Annotated in this window: 10 protein-coding genes; 8 read left to right on the top strand and 2 right to left on the bottom strand. The window is 48.8% G+C overall.

Translation table 11 applies throughout. The features are described 5' to 3' along the window. The first annotated feature begins 11 nt into the window (after window positions 1–11). The 7 genes from HB364_RS19500 to HB364_RS19530 all read left to right on the top strand — a co-directional run bounded on the left by HB364_RS19500 (window position 12) and on the right by HB364_RS19530 (window position 12,501). Window positions 12–1,424: a pectate lyase family protein gene (locus HB364_RS19500; protein ID WP_167289979.1), complete on the top strand. Its 1,413-nt coding sequence runs from the start codon at window positions 12–14 to the stop codon at window positions 1,422–1,424. Continuing rightward, window positions 1,408–2,172 (top strand): rhamnogalacturonan acetylesterase, encoded by a 765-nt coding sequence (locus tag HB364_RS19505; protein WP_167289980.1) that lies wholly within the window; start codon window positions 1,408–1,410, stop codon window positions 2,170–2,172. Before HB364_RS19500 ends, HB364_RS19505 begins: the two co-directional genes overlap by 17 nt. A gap of 41 nt (window positions 2,173–2,213) precedes the next feature. Further along, a complete protein-coding gene (locus HB364_RS19510; protein WP_167289982.1) occupies window positions 2,214–7,895 on the top strand; it encodes a pectinesterase family protein in 5,682 nt (1,893 codons plus the stop codon). Continuing rightward, window positions 7,896–8,870: a pectinesterase family protein gene (locus tag HB364_RS19515; protein ID WP_167289983.1), complete on the top strand. Its 975-nt coding sequence runs from the start codon at window positions 7,896–7,898 to the stop codon at window positions 8,868–8,870. 106 nt (window positions 8,871–8,976) lie between these two features. Next, a complete protein-coding gene (locus HB364_RS19520) occupies window positions 8,977–9,993 on the top strand; it encodes a zinc-binding alcohol dehydrogenase family protein (protein WP_167289985.1) in 1,017 nt (338 codons plus the stop codon). Between the two features lie 20 nt (window positions 9,994–10,013). Continuing rightward, window positions 10,014–11,666, top strand: coding sequence for a glycoside hydrolase family 43 protein (locus HB364_RS19525; protein ID WP_167289987.1), 1,653 nt, complete (start codon window positions 10,014–10,016; stop codon window positions 11,664–11,666). A gap of 163 nt (window positions 11,667–11,829) precedes the next feature. Then, window positions 11,830–12,501 carry an RNA polymerase sigma-70 factor gene (locus HB364_RS19530; RefSeq protein ID WP_167289989.1) on the top strand — a complete coding sequence of 224 codons (672 nt, stop codon included), beginning with the start codon at window positions 11,830–11,832 and terminating at the stop codon, window positions 12,499–12,501. Here HB364_RS19530 and HB364_RS19535 read toward each other — a convergent pair. Further along, window positions 12,450–15,407 carry an endopygalactorunase gene (locus tag HB364_RS19535; RefSeq protein ID WP_167289991.1) on the bottom strand — a complete coding sequence of 986 codons (2,958 nt, stop codon included), beginning with the start codon at window positions 15,405–15,407 and terminating at the stop codon, window positions 12,450–12,452. The genes HB364_RS19530 and HB364_RS19535 overlap by 52 nt on opposite strands. Before the next feature lie 247 nt (window positions 15,408–15,654). Between HB364_RS19535 and HB364_RS19540 the strand changes: the two genes are divergently transcribed. After that, complete coding sequence (locus tag HB364_RS19540; protein ID WP_167289993.1) at window positions 15,655–16,653, top strand: tetratricopeptide repeat protein; 999 nt, start codon at window positions 15,655–15,657, stop codon at window positions 16,651–16,653. A 123-nt stretch (window positions 16,654–16,776) separates the two neighbouring features. Here the strand turns inward: HB364_RS19540 and HB364_RS19545 are convergent, their stop codons facing one another. Continuing rightward, a complete protein-coding gene (locus tag HB364_RS19545; RefSeq protein WP_167289994.1) occupies window positions 16,777–17,202 on the bottom strand; it encodes an SRPBCC family protein in 426 nt (141 codons plus the stop codon). Window positions 17,203–17,409 lie beyond the last annotated feature (207 nt).

Here is a 17,409-nt window from a genome sequence, read left to right on the forward strand (position 1 = left end):
AAAACAAATTGATGAGACAGATTATATTGGTGAAAGGACTTATTTATTGCCTCCTGCTATCCTGTACCGCGCAGCAAAACTTAGTGACCTCCGCTCCCGGTGAAAAAGCCATTGCCTTTCCCGGTGCGGAAGGCTTTGGACAGTATGCTACAGGTGGCAGAGGCGGAAAGGTATTTATAGTGAGCAACCTCAATGATGATGGCCCCGGCAGCTTCCGTGAAGCCGCTACAGCCAAAATACCACGCATCATTGTGTTTGCTGTATCAGGCACCATCCACCTGGAAAAAAAGATCACGCTGGCAGGTAACCTTACCATTGCCGGTCAGTCGGCCCCGGGCGATGGCATCTGCCTGGCCGATCAGCCAGTAAGTATAGGCGGTGATAACATCATCGTCCGTTACCTGCGTTTCCGCATGGGCGATAAATACCAGCGGGGTGGCATGGTGGATGGCAATGGCGCGGATGATGCCTTTGGCGGTACCCGCCGTAAGCACATCATCATTGATCATTGCAGCCTTAGCTGGAGTACCGATGAATTGCTTTCTGTCTATGCCGGCGATAGCTCCACCCTGCAATGGAACCTCCTGGCAGAGCCGCTCAACTACAGCTATCATTTTGAAACAGGTGATAAAGACTATGAGCACCATGGCTATGGCGGTATCTGGGGTGGCAGGCACTTATCGGCGCACCACAACCTCATTGCCCATTGCAACAGCCGTACACCAAGATTTGATGGCATCCGCAATGCCCCCGAAGAAAATGTAGACTATCGCAACAATGTTATCTACAACTGGGGACACAACAATACCCATGCTGGTGAGGGCGGACGGTATAACATCGTCAATAATTATTACAAATACGGCCCTTCTACCAACAAGAACGTGAGATACCAGTTGCTGAATCCTTTCAACCGGAAGGACATTCCCTACGGTAAATTTTATGTGGCGGGTAACTATGTGGATGAGGCTGCGGAGGTCACCGTCAACAACTGGCTGGGCGTAAAAGTAGGTAATGGCAAAGACGACATGGCGCAGGTAAAGCTGGAAGCGCCTTTTGATATCGTATCCATCACTACGCAACCGGCAGCAGAAGCCTATACACTTGTATTGCAACAGGCAGGCGCGAGTCTGCCGAAAAGGGATACAATGGATCAACGGATCGTGAACAATGTGAAGCAAAGAACAGGCAGTTTTGTTGATGTGCAAGGTGGTTTTCCCCATGGCACAGCGTATGAGCTCACGGTGGGCGCATGGCCTGCTTTACAGTCGGCCCCTGCTCCCGGGGATACAGACAAAGATGGTATGCCCGATCAATGGGAAAAAGCGCACCAGCTCGATCCTGCTGATAACAGCGATGCCAGCTTGTACACACTCCATAAACAATACACCAACATAGAAATATACCTCAATGAATTGGCGCAGTAAAATAAATGCCCGGGCAATAGTACTATATGCCGGGATACTCCTGGCATTTTCCCTGCCTCCTGCAAAGAAGATCACCGTATACCTCATTGGCGATTCCACCATGTCCATCAAGCAGGTCAAAGCTTATCCGGAAACAGGATGGGGAATGCCTTTTGTGTATTTCTTCGATTCTACTGTAACGGTTGATAACCGGGCGCAGAATGGCAGAAGCACCCGCACCTTCATGGCCGAGAACCGGTGGCAGCCTGTAGTCAATAACTTACAGGAAGGGGATTATGTATTCATCCAGTTTGGCCACAATGATGAAGTAAAAACAAAAGCCAGCTATACCACGGAAGAGGAATTTAAGAACAACCTCATCAAATATGTTACCGATACCAGGAGCCGGAATGCTATTCCTGTGTTAGTAACACCGGTGGCGCGCAGGAAATTTGATAGTACCGGCAAACTGGAAAGCACGCATGAGCTCTATTCAGCAATAGTGCGCACCACTGCCCGCGAGCAGCATGTGCCGCTGATTGACCTTGACAGGAAAAGCCAGGCTTTATTGCAATCCATGGGTGTTGAAAATTCAAAACTCTTATTCCTGCAGTTAAAGCCCGGTGAACATCCTAACTATCCTGGTGGTAAAGAGGATAACACACATTTTAATGAACTGGGCGCCCGGATGATGGCCGAGATCGTATTGGCCGAAATAAGGACGCTGAATCTGGAACTGGCCGGAAGAATAACAAAGCCGGCTAAATAACAATATAAACCCTGCATTTCTAAGAACCATAAACGACTGCTATGCACCTGACTTCTACCTTACTACCGTATTACCCCGCCCTGCTGCGTAAAGCCGGGATCTTATTCGTATGCATGATCTGCGCTGTCCTGTGCACGCAGGCACAAATCATTGCCTTCCCCGGCGCTGAAGGGGCGGGCCGCTTTACTTCCGGTGGGAGGGGAACTGCTGTGCAGCCTACTACTGTTTTTGAAGTAACCAATCTCAATGACGATAACAACCCGGGTAGCCTGCGCTATGCTTTGCAGGCTTCAGCCGCTACCTATCCACATAAAACCATTGTATTCCGCGTGTCGGGTACCATTCACCTTACTTCCAAACTCAACATCCGGAGCAATACTACTATTGCGGGACAAACAGCGCCGGGCGGTGGTATCTGTATTGCCGATCATCCGGTGGTGATCAGTGGCGATAATGTAATAATCCGTTATCTACGTATACGGATGGGTGATAAAAACCAGGATAAGGGCATGGTAGATGGGAGTGGCAGTGATGATGCCTTCGGTAACCTGGGCAATAAAAATATTATTATAGATCACTGCTCCATAAGCTGGAGCTCGGATGAGTGTTTGACTATCTACCGGGGCGATAGCCTTACCGTGCAGTGGAGTATTGTCTCGGAACCGCTGAACTATTCCTACCATTTTGAGGCAGGTGGCAATGATTACCAGGAGCATGGCTACGGCGGTATCTGGGGATCAAAGAGAGGGTCTTTTCACCACAACCTCATTGCACACGTAAAAGGAAGGGCCCCACGCTTTGCAGGCAGCAGTACCTACACGCCCGGAACAGCAGGACAGGAAAATGCCGACTTCCGCAACAACGTTGTCTACAACTGGATCTCCTATAGCACCAACGGAGGTGAAGGGGGCAACTACAACCTCGTGAACAACTACTACAAATACGGGCCTTCTACTTCTTCGGGTTCCAGCAGCGGCGTTCCGATCAAAAACATGATCATGAACCCTTCCAAATCCACCGATCTGCCTTACCCGAAACTATACCTTAGTGGCAACTATGTGGATGCGTCGGCAGCTATTACAGCCAACAACTGGAAAGGTATGGCGATGGCGGGTGGCTCATTGGCGGATACAACCTTATCGAAAGTGGATCAGCCCTTTGATATCGCTCCGCTTACAACACATACTGCTACGGAAGCCTATCAACTAGTATTGCAGGGTGCCGGCGCCATGCTGCCGGCAAGAGATACCCTTGACCAACGCATTGTAAACGACGTAACCAACAGAACAGGCAGGGTCATTGATGTACAGGGGGGATATCCACATGGCACCCCTTATGCGCAAACTGTGAACGCATGGCCTGCGCTGGCTTCCGGCACACCCCTTGCTGATGATGACCATGATGGTATGCCCAATGCCTGGGAAACAGCGAGAGGATTGAATCCCAACGATGCGTCGGACAGGGCGGGTATTACAACGGGTGGATATACCAACCTGGAAGTGTACCTGAACACCATTACCAATGGTTCCACGGTGCCCGCTAATGCCGACATGATAGTGGCCAAAGATGGTACCGGTCATTATACTTCCCTGCAGGCTGCCATAGATGCAGCCCCTACAGGAAGAACAACACCGTTTATCATCTACATAAAAAATGGCATTTACAAAGAAAAAATAACCATCCCTTCCAATAAACCATTCATTCACCTCATAGGAGAAAGTGCAGCCAATACCATCATTACCTATGATGATTACAGCGGTAAAATAGTCAATGGGGTAACCATTGGCACCAGCACGTCTGCTACCGTTACCATCAATGCGGCAGACTGCATGGCAGCCAATCTTACCTTTGAAAATTCTACCGGCTATGCCGGTGATGGCCCACAGGCATTGGCCATCAATGTGGGAGCCGACAGGTGTGCCTTTAAGAACTGCCGCTTTATTGGCGGCCAGGATACGGTACTGGCCAATGGTAATGGTAAACGCCAATACTTTAAGAATTGCTACATAGACGGCAATACCGATTTTATCTTCGGTTCTTCCATCGCCGTGTTTGATTCCTGTGTCATCTTCCCCCGTGATCGTGTGGATGGCAGCAATGGCGGATATGTCACTGCCGCCAATACGCCGGCGGGCCAAACTTACGGCTACGTGTTCCGGGATTGCAGGCTAACAAAGAACAGGGGTATTACCAATTATACCCTTGGACGTCCCTGGCAAAACGATGCCAATTCAACCGATGCTACGAGAGCCAACAACAAAACAGTGTTCCTGAATGCCGTGATGGGTTCTTCCATTAAACCCGAAGGATGGTCTGCATGGGATGCAGGTACTAATACCAGCGTGATCACCTATGCAGAATACAAAACCAAAAAATGGGATGGCACACTGCTCAATACCAGTCAGCGGGTGTCCTGGTCAAAACAACTGACAGATGCAGAAGCGGCGGCCTATACCTTGCCAACCATCTTTGGCGGCTGGGATCCCTGCACTTTATCCTCCTCACTTTGCAGCAGTCAAACAGCGGAAATTGCGGTATCCAACCTGCGGGTACAACGGGGCTCCAGCCAGTCCACCATCAGTTGGAACCTGAGCTGGCCGCTCACCAATATGAAGTATGAGTTGTATCGCAGTACAGACAGCATCAATTTTACCAAGATCAATGAAGTTACGGCTGCTACAGATACCGTGGTGGCTTTTGCTGTTACCGATGCGTTGCCTGTTTTGGGGACTACCTATTACTATTATGTAAAAGCATCGCGTTCCGGCATGCCTGCGCACAACAGTAACATTGCTTCCGTGAATGTCAATACACCACTCGACGGGGAGTACCGTTCTGCCGGTTCTGGTTTTTGGACCAATGCAGTGAGTGGCAATGGCGCCAATGCCACTTCCATCTGGGAAAAATATGTGGCTTCTTCCTCATCGTGGGTATTGCAGGCTTTAGGAGCGGCTCCCAATAGTGTTAATGTTACCATTCGTTCCGGGCATACCGTTATACTCGATGGATTGAAAAACTGTAACAACCTCACCATCGAAACCGGCGGTGTGCTGAAAAGCAATGGAGGTTATGCAGCACCGGCCTCCCAGGCATTGCGGGTAGGTGCGGGTGCGGCGGCCACCGTTGCTATTAAGAACGATGGGGTACTGGGTGGTGCTGCCAATCCCGATGACCTGATTACGCTTGAGTTCACTACCAATTGCGCATCTGTACTCATCACCGGTTCAGGCGCCACCAAAATTACCCGTCTTCGTCCTTTATATCCTAATACCAATCCTTTAGCCGTTACATTTGATCAGGATGTCAGCATCTCCTTTAACAGTGGAGGGTTTACAGCTTATTACAACAACGCGGCGAATACTACCTCAGAGAACTTTACCTATACCATTAATGCCGGTAAAACCGTGAAGCTTACCAACCCGGCAGGTTCCTTCAATGCCACGCCCGGCTCAACCCCCAACCCCGGCGGAAAGTATACCTATAACATCAATGGTACACTGGACCTCAGCGTTACCACTACCACCTCCAATGCTGTTCCCTTTTCGGGTAATGCAGCTTCGGTAGTGGCTATTAATGTGGGTACTACCGGTCTTTTAAAACTGGGAACAGGCTTTAATACAGTGAATAGCGCACCGGGCGCTACCAATGGCAAAGTAGTGCTGGCCATCGCCAATGGAGGATTGGTAGATGCGACCAAAACCACCAACCTCAACCTGGGTACCAATTACTTTATTACAGAAGGATCAGGTGCATTGAAGCGTACAGTAGGTGGCACGCCTGTATTGTTCGCTGTAGGCACCTCTGATATCAGCTACCATCCGGCCATTATTACCAATACAGGTACAACCGACAACTTCTCAATAGGTGTAAAAAGCAGTTTTGATCATGCACCCGTTGCTCCCTTACAGGTAGTCAACGGGCAGTGGACCATCGCCGAAGAAACACCCGGCGGAAGCGTGGCCGATATCAAACTGGGATGGTTAACGGCCGGTCAGGCTGCGGCTTTTGATATTACGAAGCCTGTTAATCTCATGCAATACGTTGGCAGCGCATGGGAAAACAAAACCACTACTGTTACCGGTACGGGAACAGTGGCCGATCCTTTCTTTGCTACGACTAACGGTTTTACCAACTTTTCATCCTTTGGAGTAACCAATAACTTTCCGTCCATCGCTACCAATGCTGCGCTGAATGCCTTTTCTCAGATAAACGGCACACCCTCTGCAGCGCAATCATTCAGCATCTCCGGAAATGGATTGACCAACAACGTTCTTATCACGGCTCCTGCACCGTATGAATTATCTGTTGACGGGGGGGCTACCTGGAATACAACCCTCACCTTAACACATACCAATGGTATTGTAGCATTGACTGCCATCCAGGTACGGCTGAATGCTATTGCGATGGGCACTTATGCAGGGAACATAAAAGCGACGAGCACGGGTGTAACGGACCTTACCATTCCGGTAAGTGGAAACACCGCCGCTGGCCCTACACTGGTAACAAACGGTTCCCTGGTTGCTTTCACGCAAACGGTAGGTACTCCTTCTGCGGTACAAACCTATACCATTGCAGGTTCCCTGCTCAACAGCGCTGTAACCATCACACCGCCGGATAACTACCAGGTCTCTGCCGATGGCGGCGCTACCTGGTTCAGCAAAGCATCGCCATTGGTACTGTCACCAACTGCAGGCACCTTAAATACGACTACCATTACCGTAAGATTAAATGCTGCAGCGGCCGGAACCTATACAGGCAATATCGTGCACGCCAGCACAGGGTCCAATATCATCAACATAGGGGTAACAGGTACTGTTGTTCCGCCGCCCTCCTTATCTTCCACAGGAGCACTCACTGCTTTTACGCAAACCACCGGTAGTGCATCGGCTGTGCAAACCTATACAGTAAGTGGGACCAACCTCACAGATAATATTAAGGTTACACCACCGGATGGTTATGAGGTTTCATCCAATGGCACCAACTGGTTCAATGCAGCAGCGCCGCTCGTATTGACCCCGGCAAATGGTTCCATCAATGCAACGATATCAGTAAGATTAAAAGCAGTGGCTGCCGGAAATTACAATGGTAACATCGCGCACACCACACAAGGCGCTACTGCGGTGAATGTAGCAGTTACCGGTACTACTGCCAATGCCCCTGTAGTTACTATTAACAGCAGTTTACGCGATTTCTCCCAAACCCTGGGCACTCCCTCTGCTACACAGGTCATCGGCTTGTCGGGTCAATACCTCATTGGTAATATCACCTTTAAGATGCCGGCTGGCTACGAAATTTCACCCGATGGAACCACCTGGATTGACAGTAGCAAAAGGCTTTCTTTTATTCCGTCGGCAGGTACAATACCCACCAGGAATATCCAGGTGCGGCTAAATGCAACAACGACAGGTGTGCATACAGGTATTATTACCATTGCTACCGGTGGAGCCACCGATATAACCATACCGGTAGCTGGTATTACACAACAGGTCTTTACGATCTATCCCAACCCGGCGCACAACTGGCTGACAGTATACCATCCGAAACGATACACCATCGGTAAGCTCTATATTTACAACATGAATGGAAGAAATATGGGTGTTCACTATACCCGGTCAGCAGCCAACAGTACCACCATCAACATAAGTGCATTACCTGCTGGTATATATTTTGTGGAATACCGGCTGCTGCAGGAAAAAATATTAATGAAATTCGTAAAACAGTAAATGAAAACCATTGTTCTTTTTGCTTTAATAGTGGTCTGCGCCCAACAGGTAATGGCGCAGACCACTACCTATCCTTCGTCATTCACTGTAGCACAGGATGGCAGTGGCAACTTTAAAACTATCCAGGAAGCTGTAAATGCTGTGCGTGACCTCTCCCAGCAGCAGGTAAAGATCTTCATTAAGAAGGGTATATACAGGGAGAAGCTCGTGATCCCTTCCTGGAAATCCAGGATATCGCTCATAGGAGAAAGCAAGGACAGCACCATCATCACCAACAATGATTATTCCGGGAAGGACTATCCCGGGAAAGACTTCACCGGAAAAGACAAATACAGTACCTATACTTCTTATACTGTGTTGGTGCAGGGCAATGACTTTACAGCAGAGAACCTCACCATCGAAAATACAGCCGGCAGGGTAGGACAGGCGGTAGCCCTGCACGTGGAAGGCGATCGTTGCATCATCACCAACTGCCGGTTACTGGGCAACCAGGATACTTTATATGTGGCCACTGAAAACAGTCGCCAGTACTACAAGGATTGCTACATTGAAGGCACCACCGATTTTATCTTTGGCGCCGCTACCGTAGTATTCCGGAACTGTACCATTAAAAGCCTTTCCAACTCCTACATCACGGCGGCTTCTACCACGCCCCGTCAATCTTTCGGTTTTGTATTCTTTAACTGTTCACTCATCGCCGATACCGCTGCCAAAAAAGTATTCCTCGGCCGTCCCTGGCGGCCTTACAGCAAAACTGTTTTCCTCCATACCAATATGGAGGTGCACATCGTAAAAGAAGGCTGGGACAACTGGCGCAACCCGGATAATGAAAGGACGGTCTTATATGCAGAATACCAAAGCACAGGCCCTGGCGCCAATGCCACCCAAAGAGTAAAATGGTCCCGGCAACTCACTGCCAAGCAGGCAAAACAATACACTTTTAAAAATATCTTTGGGAACTGGACGCCGGAATAATGGTGAAGCCGGAAGTCAGAGGTCTGAAGTCTGAAGTCGAACCTCTGACTTCGAACCTCAGACTTCCGCTTTTGCTTAACAAATAAGTTAATAATATTGTACCATCATGAAGTCATTAGTATGTACATCTCCCGGTCAGTTTGAGTATAAGGACCTGCAGAAGCCAGTACCTGAAAAGGGACATGCACTCATCCGTATCCGCCGTATCGGCATCTGTGGTACCGACCTGCACGCATTTGAAGGCACACAGCCTTTCTTTACTTATCCACGTATCCTTGGTCATGAGCTGTCAGGTGAATTAGTAGAGACCGGTGGAGCCGAAGGCTTTCAGCCCGGCGAAACAGTTTCTTTTATCCCTTACTTTAATTGTGGCGCCTGTATTGCCTGTCGCAATGGCAAGCCCAACTGTTGTACCAACATCAAAGTGTGTGGCGTGCATGTGGATGGAGGCATGGTGGAATACCTGGCTGTTCCTGCCCATACTTTATTACATGGAGAAGGGTTATCCTATGATGCGCTCGCATTGGTAGAGCCCCTGGCTATTGGTGCGCATGGCCTGCGCAGGGCCGGGGTGGAAAAAGACGAGTTTGTGCTGGTAGTGGGAGCAGGGCCTATCGGGCTTGGCATCATAGCATTGGCCGGCATTGCAGGAGCTAAAGTCATTGCACTGGACGTTAATCAGAACCGCCTTGATTTTTGTAAGGATAAACTCAACGTACAGCATACCATCAATGCCGCCACAGAGGACGTGATGGCGCAGTTAAAACACATTACCAACGGCGATATGCCTACGGTTGTCATAGATGCTACAGGCAGCTTAAAAGCCATCAACAATGCTTTTCAATACATGGCGCATGGGGCCAGGTATGTATTGGTGGGCCTGCAAAAGGGCGACATCAGCTTCCCTCATCCGGAGTTTCACAAGCGGGAAGCTACCCTTATGAGCAGCCGCAATGCTACCCGTACCGACTTTGAGCATGTCATCCGCTGTATAAAGAACGGTCAGATTGATCCGCTCACCTTTATTACCCATAAAGTAACCTTTGACCAGACCAAAGATCAGTTCGCCGGCTGGCTCGATCCCGCCAATGGAGTGATAAAGGCCATGGTAGAAATGAATTAATTGCCTGTCAAATTAAAAACATGATGCGTTTATTGTCTGCTACTTCTATTATTACTTGTTTGCTTGGAATGACCAATACAGGTCTTGCTCAAACCAATACATCCGTCTCAAAAGTCTGGGTAGCCGACAATGGCAACGGCACCTACAAAAACCCTGTCCTCAATGCCGATTATTCCGATCCTGATGCTGTACGGGTGGGGGAAGACTATTACCTGGTGGCTTCCAGCTTTGACGGCATTCCCGGTTTGCCCATCCTGCACTCCAAAGACCTGGTAAACTGGACCATCATCGGGCACGCATTGAAACGTCAGCCCCCGTTTGATCACTTTTCCAAAACACAGCATGGCAATGGTGTGTGGGCGCCTGCTATCCGGTACTATAAAGGAGAATTTTACATCTACTATCCCGATCCTGATTTTGGGATCTATGTTACCAAAGCTAAAAACATCAAAGGCCCCTGGACAGATCCTATCCTGGTAGAAGGCGGAAAAGGCTTAATAGATCCTTGCCCGCTTTGGGATGATGATGGTAAAGTATACCTGGCGCATGCCTATGCCGGCAGCCGTGCTTCCATCAAAAGCCTTATCGTAATAAAAGAGCTGGATGCTACTGGTACGAAAGTTACCAGTGAAGGCGCGTTGGTATATGATGGACATGAATCGGATGCGACTATAGAAGGCCCCAAGCTCTACAAGCGCAATGGCTACTATTACATTTTTGCTCCTGCCGGTGGTGTAGCCACAGGCTGGCAACTGGTACTGCGTGCTAAGAATATCTATGGCCCTTATGAAAGGAAGGTCGTCATGGACCAGGGTACTACGCCCATCAATGGTCCGCACCAGGGAGCGTGGGTGCAAACACCCGGTGGGGAAGACTGGTTCCTGCATTTCCAGGACAAAGAAGCCTATGGCAGGGTAGTGCATCTGCAACCCATGAAATGGAACAACAACTGGCCGGTCATTGGTACAGATAAAGACGGTGATGGTAAAGGCGAACCGGTATTGGTATACAAAAAGCCGAACGTAGGTAAAACCTATCCTATTGCCACACCGGCTGAAAGCGATGAATTCAATGGCCGCACCCTTGGACTGCAATGGCAATGGCAGGCCAATCCGCTGGCTACCTGGTCATTCATGAATACGGCTAAAGGGGCGCTGCGCCTGTATTCCGGCCTGTTCCCGGACTCGGCTAAAAACCTTTGGGACGTGCCCAACATCTTATTGCAGAAATGGCCGGCCGAAGAATTTGTTACTACCACCAAACTTTCCTTTACGCCCAATCCCAAACTGGAAAATGAAAAAGCCGGTATCATCGTCATGGGATTGAGCTATGCTAACCTGGCGCTTAAAAGTAAAAAGGATGGTATCTGGCTGGTGTATGCTACTTGTAAAGACGCTTACAAAGGAAATGCAGAAACAGAAAAGATCATTTCCAAAGTGGGTGACTCCACGGCTACCATCTATTTCCGGGTGCAGGTGCGCCCCGGCGCCAAATGCCGCTTTGGTTATAGTGCAGATGGTAGCACCTTTACCGATATAGAAACTGACTTCCAGGCCGAGGTTGGCCGCTGGATCGGTGCTAAAACAGGCCTGTTCTGCACCCGCATCACCCGGATAAATGATGCCGGCTTTGCCGATTTCGACTGGTTCCGTGTGGATAAACTGGCACCCTGAGTTCCGCAGAGCGGAATAAACTCTGTCGAAGGGTGTATTAAATTATAACATACAGGATAACCCTTAGCTAAAATGCTCCGGCAACGTTTGCGTAAATAAAATCCTGTCTCTTATTCACTATTCCGGCTAATCTGCCTACACTTGTCGCGACGATTGTAAACCTATGTCCAACTGCTTGCGCCCCATACAGGATGCTATCTGTAAAGGTCATGAACCTGCCCTTACGGAATTGTACAAACTCTTCAGTAAACGCCTGCTGCACTTCGCACGCGTCATCACCCGCTCACCGGAAATTGCCGAAGAAATAGTGGAAGATGTATTTGTAAAACTGTGGACTAATCGCGCCCGTATAAACGAAGTGGACAATCTTACCGTTTACTTATATGTGGCTACCAAAAACCAGGCCCTCAATGCGGTTGCCCAAAAAGCGAAAGCGCTCATCCAGGCCCCTTTTGATGACCTTGATATAGAAGCCGGCCAGATGGCTACAGATCCTTACACGCAACTGGTAACAGCAGAAATAATGATGAAAATGCAACAGGCGGTAGACAGCCTGCCACCGCGTTGTAAGATCATTTTCAAGCTTGTACGGGAAGACGGGCTTAAACACCGGGAGGTCGCAGAGATACTCAACATCTCTATCAATACCGTGGATGTGCAAATGGCCATTGCCATCAAAAAAATATGCACTGCGTTAAACATAGACAGGAATATCCGTCATGCAGAAAAGGCTGCCCGCCAGAGAGGCAAGGGAGCTGGTGCGGAGTCTCTGTTGATACTATACTATTGCCTGCTCTTATCCGGGAAGCTGGCTACGCTGCTACCCGAAGTATAATGAATGCGGGGAAGCGCCACCGGTGTATTGCCCCAGGTACCGTCATAATACACGGCATCATCTACCACCACGTCCTTTGACTCATTTAGCCTGATCACCGCTTCATTATCCTTTCCGCGCATCGTTTTTACAGCATTGATCTTCGCTCCCAATACATCATCCAGGTAAATGGCATAGCGACCGTCCGGTTGCTCATACTTAAAAGTACATCCGGTTACGGTCAGGTCCTTTACATGGCGCGCCCACAGCCCAAAGGATGGCTGCACCTTCAGGTTCGAAACATTATATTGACCTACACCCAGCTCAGGCGGCGCCTGTCCGGTATCAGACAAAGGATTGCCACCCTTCACCAATACATGCACATCATTAAATACAACATTAGTAATATAACCGGTATGCTGGCCGTTGGGCAATTTGAAATCCAGCTTGCTTTCCATCACGGAAGCGTCGGGCAACTTATAGCCGGCAATAATAGGTGTTGCCTTCTTCTGGCTGCCATCATAGGCCTTCCACCGCTTGCCACTGAAAGAACTGCCACTGTATACCTCGTAAATATCAATCCCGTTCAGGATAATATTTTCTACCCGCCCGATATTCACATTCTTTACCAGCAGCTCATTGTGCTTTTCACCATGGTCAGTGAAAGCATACTTGCCAACTGTAGCGCCTAAAATACGTCCGCGGTTAGAGATCGAAATAAAGAAAGGCGTGGTACTCCGGTACATTTTGGACCGGGAGTGGACAGGACCGGTATGGCCGCAGTTCAGGTGTACATCTTTAATATGTCCGCCATCATTCGTGGAAATAGAGAACCCTGCTTTATTGGCGCCCAACACATAAATATTGTCAACATGGAGATCTGTAATATCATCTGCTGTTTCTGAGCCTATCTGGAACAGGTTGCAATTGGTATCACCAATAATATTGCGCACTTTATAACGGCTGGCCGGGCGGGTGAATCCCAGTGAGCAGTCTGAACCGGGCTTAATAATATCGTCCGAACTTACTTTGGAATAAATATTAACGGCGGTTACATCATTGCAGGCCATAAAATCATAAATATCCCGCACGTTCCTTTGATTGGCCCTGGAGAAATAAGTATCATGTACATATATATGGTCTGTCCCCGTAGCCAGTAACACAAAATGCCCGGCCTGGTCAATCTGCAGCATATTATCGGTATTGAAATCTTTGGCGCCGCCCTTCATATAATAAGGTTCATCTTTCTCTTCATCATACCACAGGTCTTCCTTACGGTACAATCCGCCGATCTCAACATTCGTACATAACTTAAACACAAACATCTTATCGGCCCGGTTATCCGGTGCATTATTCATCACGCGGTCGCCCGTTACCAGGTTGCCATCACCGGTAATACGTCCGTTGCCAATAATCTTAATATTATCCTCCCGCTCTGCAAAAAACATCGTATTCCGGAAATAATGGTGGCCCACATCCTGCTTCGTCATATAATTTTCCGGGTCATCATAAGGACCGGTATCGGTGGGAGAGAGGCCGGAGCGGTACTTCCGGTCACTGAACCACGTGCTTTCCGGCGCATCGGCTCCTTTAATTGCTTTCAGGGTAGCGTCTTTGTCTACATACAGCCATACATTACTCTTTAAATGTACCGTACGTACGGAATAAACGCCTTTGGTAAACAACAGTATACCGCCACCAAGTGCATGCAGGGAATCAATCGCCTTATTAATCCCTTCGGTGTAATCCTTGTTATCCTCGCCGGCCACACCAAACTTTTTCACATCCACCGGGCCGGCATAATAATGCACCGTATTGGAAAATCCTTTATGGATACCATCCTTTACCTGTATGCGGAAACTATAAAGCTGGTTAGCTGTCAGGCCGGTAACCACAGCCTTACCCTTACGGGCATCAATAGTGGCCTTCGCTGCCTTCCAGCTCTTTCCTTTGTCAGCCGATTGCAGCAGTTGGACCGATGCAGGATACTTTCCCGCCTGCCAGGTAAACTGCCCCTCCTTACCAGTTACCCTGGTAAAATTGGTGATCGTAGCGCTGGCGGTGAGGGTGGCTGTCTCTGAGGCTGTGCCGGCGCTCGTGAGTACAGCCGGACTGGAAGTCGTATAATCCGCTTTAAAAAAATAGGCCCCTGCCTTTGACAACACAACATCCCTGATCACCAATCGCAGGTCGGCGCCATTGGCCGGGCGCAGGTCCAGGTGATCAAATGCAACAACAGCACCTCCCTGGGCAGTTTTCGTGATCTTTACCTCTCCCACTTTGGAATAAGAATAGTTTGTGCCCACGCGGCCGATAGATTGTGTGGCCAGGTACTTCAGCAATACATCACCGCGGCCAATAACATTCACGGTCGTATTCTCCATCGTTACGGTAATCCCGGCAGGAATATATATGCGTATGCTGGCATTGGGGCTTCGCTGTCCGGCTGTATAATAGAACACCAGGTTAGTGGGCGTATGAAGGGTAATGCCGGGCTGTTCCACTACAAGCCGGCCATTCAGGGCCATTGTTTGCAGCAGAACATAATAGCTTCTTGTATGCTTGCCATCCTTTGAATGAACCACCAGTTGATCGCCGGTAATAAGGGCGCCCTCCTTTTTCTCAACGCCTTCCTTGCTCAGCACTGCATATTGCAGGCCCTGGCCGGTTTTAGGTTTTATCTCTTGTAACAGTCCTTTTACACCCGGGTTGGTGCTTACCAGGCCCTGGTCTTCCGGTGTATCGGGCGTAAATAAATACGTGCTGCCATGAGCCACCACTATGGTATCGCCGGTAATGCGGACGATATGCGCCGCCCTGGGGGCCGGTACAATGCTACAGGCATCGCTTACCGGTTGCTGCCTGGCTTGGGCCGGAAACCGTATACTTGTTAACAATAAAATGGTCAGCGTGGTATATATATTCATATGGAATAATAATCGTAGCCTGAAAGATAGGAGCAATGTTTTGAATCTATGTCAGCTTAATTATCTTTATCATCAATACAATTGTCCAGTTTAGATCACCCCAACACCTTTGCTTTCAGGGGCTGGTGGCTTAAAAAGCGTACAGCTCACCGTTCATAGCTCACTGCTTATAATTTGCAGCTTGTTTTTACAGGGAGGCTGCTTATATTTAACTTTTAGACAATGGTTTATGATAGATCAGGCAAAAATGACTGAAATAATTACGGCGATCCTCAATGGCGACAAGATTTCAATAGATGACGGTGTGGACGTGTGGACATTTGACAAAACGCAACAACACCGCAAGGAAGTAATGGGCAGGCAGTTTATCCCGATCGCTGCCAATATGGACCAGCAGTACCTGTACCGGTTGGAGGCTGATCCTCTCACTATCAATACCCGTATCTATCTCATTGATGAGAGAGGTATTGCATTGCACAACTTTTCTATATGTGAGCTGCTCAATAAAAAAGACCTCTTTAAAATCACCTCCAAAATGCGGGAGGGGGAAGAAATAAAGCGATACCGCTCCTTCATAGAGCAGTATGCCCAGTGCCCGGGCAGCCTCTACTGGATAGCCCTTGAACTATCGCTGGCTGTTTATGACGAGCGTGGTTCTGAAGAAATGGACAAAGAGAGTCAGCAGCTATTCAAAGACCTGGCAGAAAAGGGCGATGCAAGGGCTTGTCATGAACTGGCCAATCATTACTATTTCAATACCAGTGAGCGGGACGAAGTCATAAAATGGCGTACCCGGGCTATTGAGGAAGGCGAAACTGCCGACCTGAAAGAACTGGCCGATTTCATCATAGACGAATACCCCGACAAAGTACACCTGGCGCTGGATACCCTGCATACCATGCAGCAGAACAACATCAATACTGCCTGGGCTTACTGGAAGGAAGGCCACATCTACATGACAGGTATTGGTGGTATTACACCCGATCCCGGCCACGGATTCCTGCTTACCGAAAAAGCCAGCGGGCTGGGGCATATAGTCGCTAAAAGTGATCTTGCTTCCTTCTACTTCCAGGGCATGGGGGTTGCCAAAGACCTGCATACAGCCCTTCAGTTGCTGACCGAGGCCAATGAAGCCTCCAAAAAAGTCCACAACCAATACATGGACCTGGCAGATGAGGAAGAGCCGATGGAAGAAGGAGATTTTGAAGAGCAGATCGCTTTAATTAAAAAGGAACTGGGCCAGTAATAATAAAAACAAAAATAGCGGCAGTCATAACTACCGCTATTCTCTACCACAGTAACTTGTAAATCATGGCTATTGAGTACTGTGCATTGTAGCTCCAAAAGAACGCTCTATCGGAATCAGGTACTACGCTTCCTCTGTATACTTCTTAAAATTGTCCAGGATCGCCTGCCAGCCGGCTTGTTGAAAATCTACGGGGTGCATATCTTCTGGATCAAAGGTTTCTGTCACCTTTGTTTCATTGCCATTGCCTTCGAAAGTGATCTTTACCTGCCTGCCATCACCGAGCGTATATTCAATCAGTTTATGTTCAATAACCTGATCATACACGCCGCCGAAATCAAAACTGAAGCTGCCATCTTTGGCGGCCATAGTAGTAGAGAACGTACCACCTACCCGCAGATCATTCGTGGCGGCAGGAGCATGCCAGTCAGGAGAAGCGAAAGCCCAGTTCATGATATGTTGGGGCTCATTCCAGTATTGCCATACCTTGGCTACAGGTGCATTAACCGTGGCAGATACAGTAACCTTTGTTTTTGTTGTTGTTTCCATGTCTTACTTTTTAAAGAGTGAGTTGTTTGTTTATTGTTTGATAATGCAAACATACGACGGCGCATTTATACCACGGATGGGCGAAAACGACAAAACAGGGGTAAAAATGCGACCCCTTAATTTCCCGGGAGTCCGGGTCTGATCCTAACTCAATCCTCCTGCCATCCTTGTACCAGGTATGTGCCAAGTGCGCTTTAACCTACCAGG

Source organism: Paraflavitalea devenefica (genome assembly GCF_011759375.1).
Classification (GTDB): Bacteria; Bacteroidota; Bacteroidia; order Chitinophagales; family Chitinophagaceae; genus Paraflavitalea; species Paraflavitalea devenefica.

Coding starts and splice junctions, on each gene's coding strand:
- HB364_RS19530 (WP_167289989.1), top strand. CDS start 11,830: ATGTCCAACTGCTTGCGCCCCATACAGGATGCTATCTGTAAAGGTCAT.
- HB364_RS19545 (WP_167289994.1), bottom strand. CDS start 17,202: ATGGAAACAACAACAAAAACAAAGGTTACTGTATCTGCCACGGTTAAT.
- HB364_RS19500 (WP_167289979.1), top strand. CDS start 12: ATGAGACAGATTATATTGGTGAAAGGACTTATTTATTGCCTCCTGCTA.
- HB364_RS19520 (WP_167289985.1), top strand. CDS start 8,977: ATGAAGTCATTAGTATGTACATCTCCCGGTCAGTTTGAGTATAAGGAC.
- HB364_RS19525 (WP_167289987.1), top strand. CDS start 10,014: ATGATGCGTTTATTGTCTGCTACTTCTATTATTACTTGTTTGCTTGGA.
- HB364_RS19535 (WP_167289991.1), bottom strand. CDS start 15,407: ATGAATATATATACCACGCTGACCATTTTATTGTTAACAAGTATACGG.
- HB364_RS19540 (WP_167289993.1), top strand. CDS start 15,655: ATGACTGAAATAATTACGGCGATCCTCAATGGCGACAAGATTTCAATA.
- HB364_RS19505 (WP_167289980.1), top strand. CDS start 1,408: ATGAATTGGCGCAGTAAAATAAATGCCCGGGCAATAGTACTATATGCC.
- HB364_RS19515 (WP_167289983.1), top strand. CDS start 7,896: ATGAAAACCATTGTTCTTTTTGCTTTAATAGTGGTCTGCGCCCAACAG.
- HB364_RS19510 (WP_167289982.1), top strand. CDS start 2,214: ATGCACCTGACTTCTACCTTACTACCGTATTACCCCGCCCTGCTGCGT.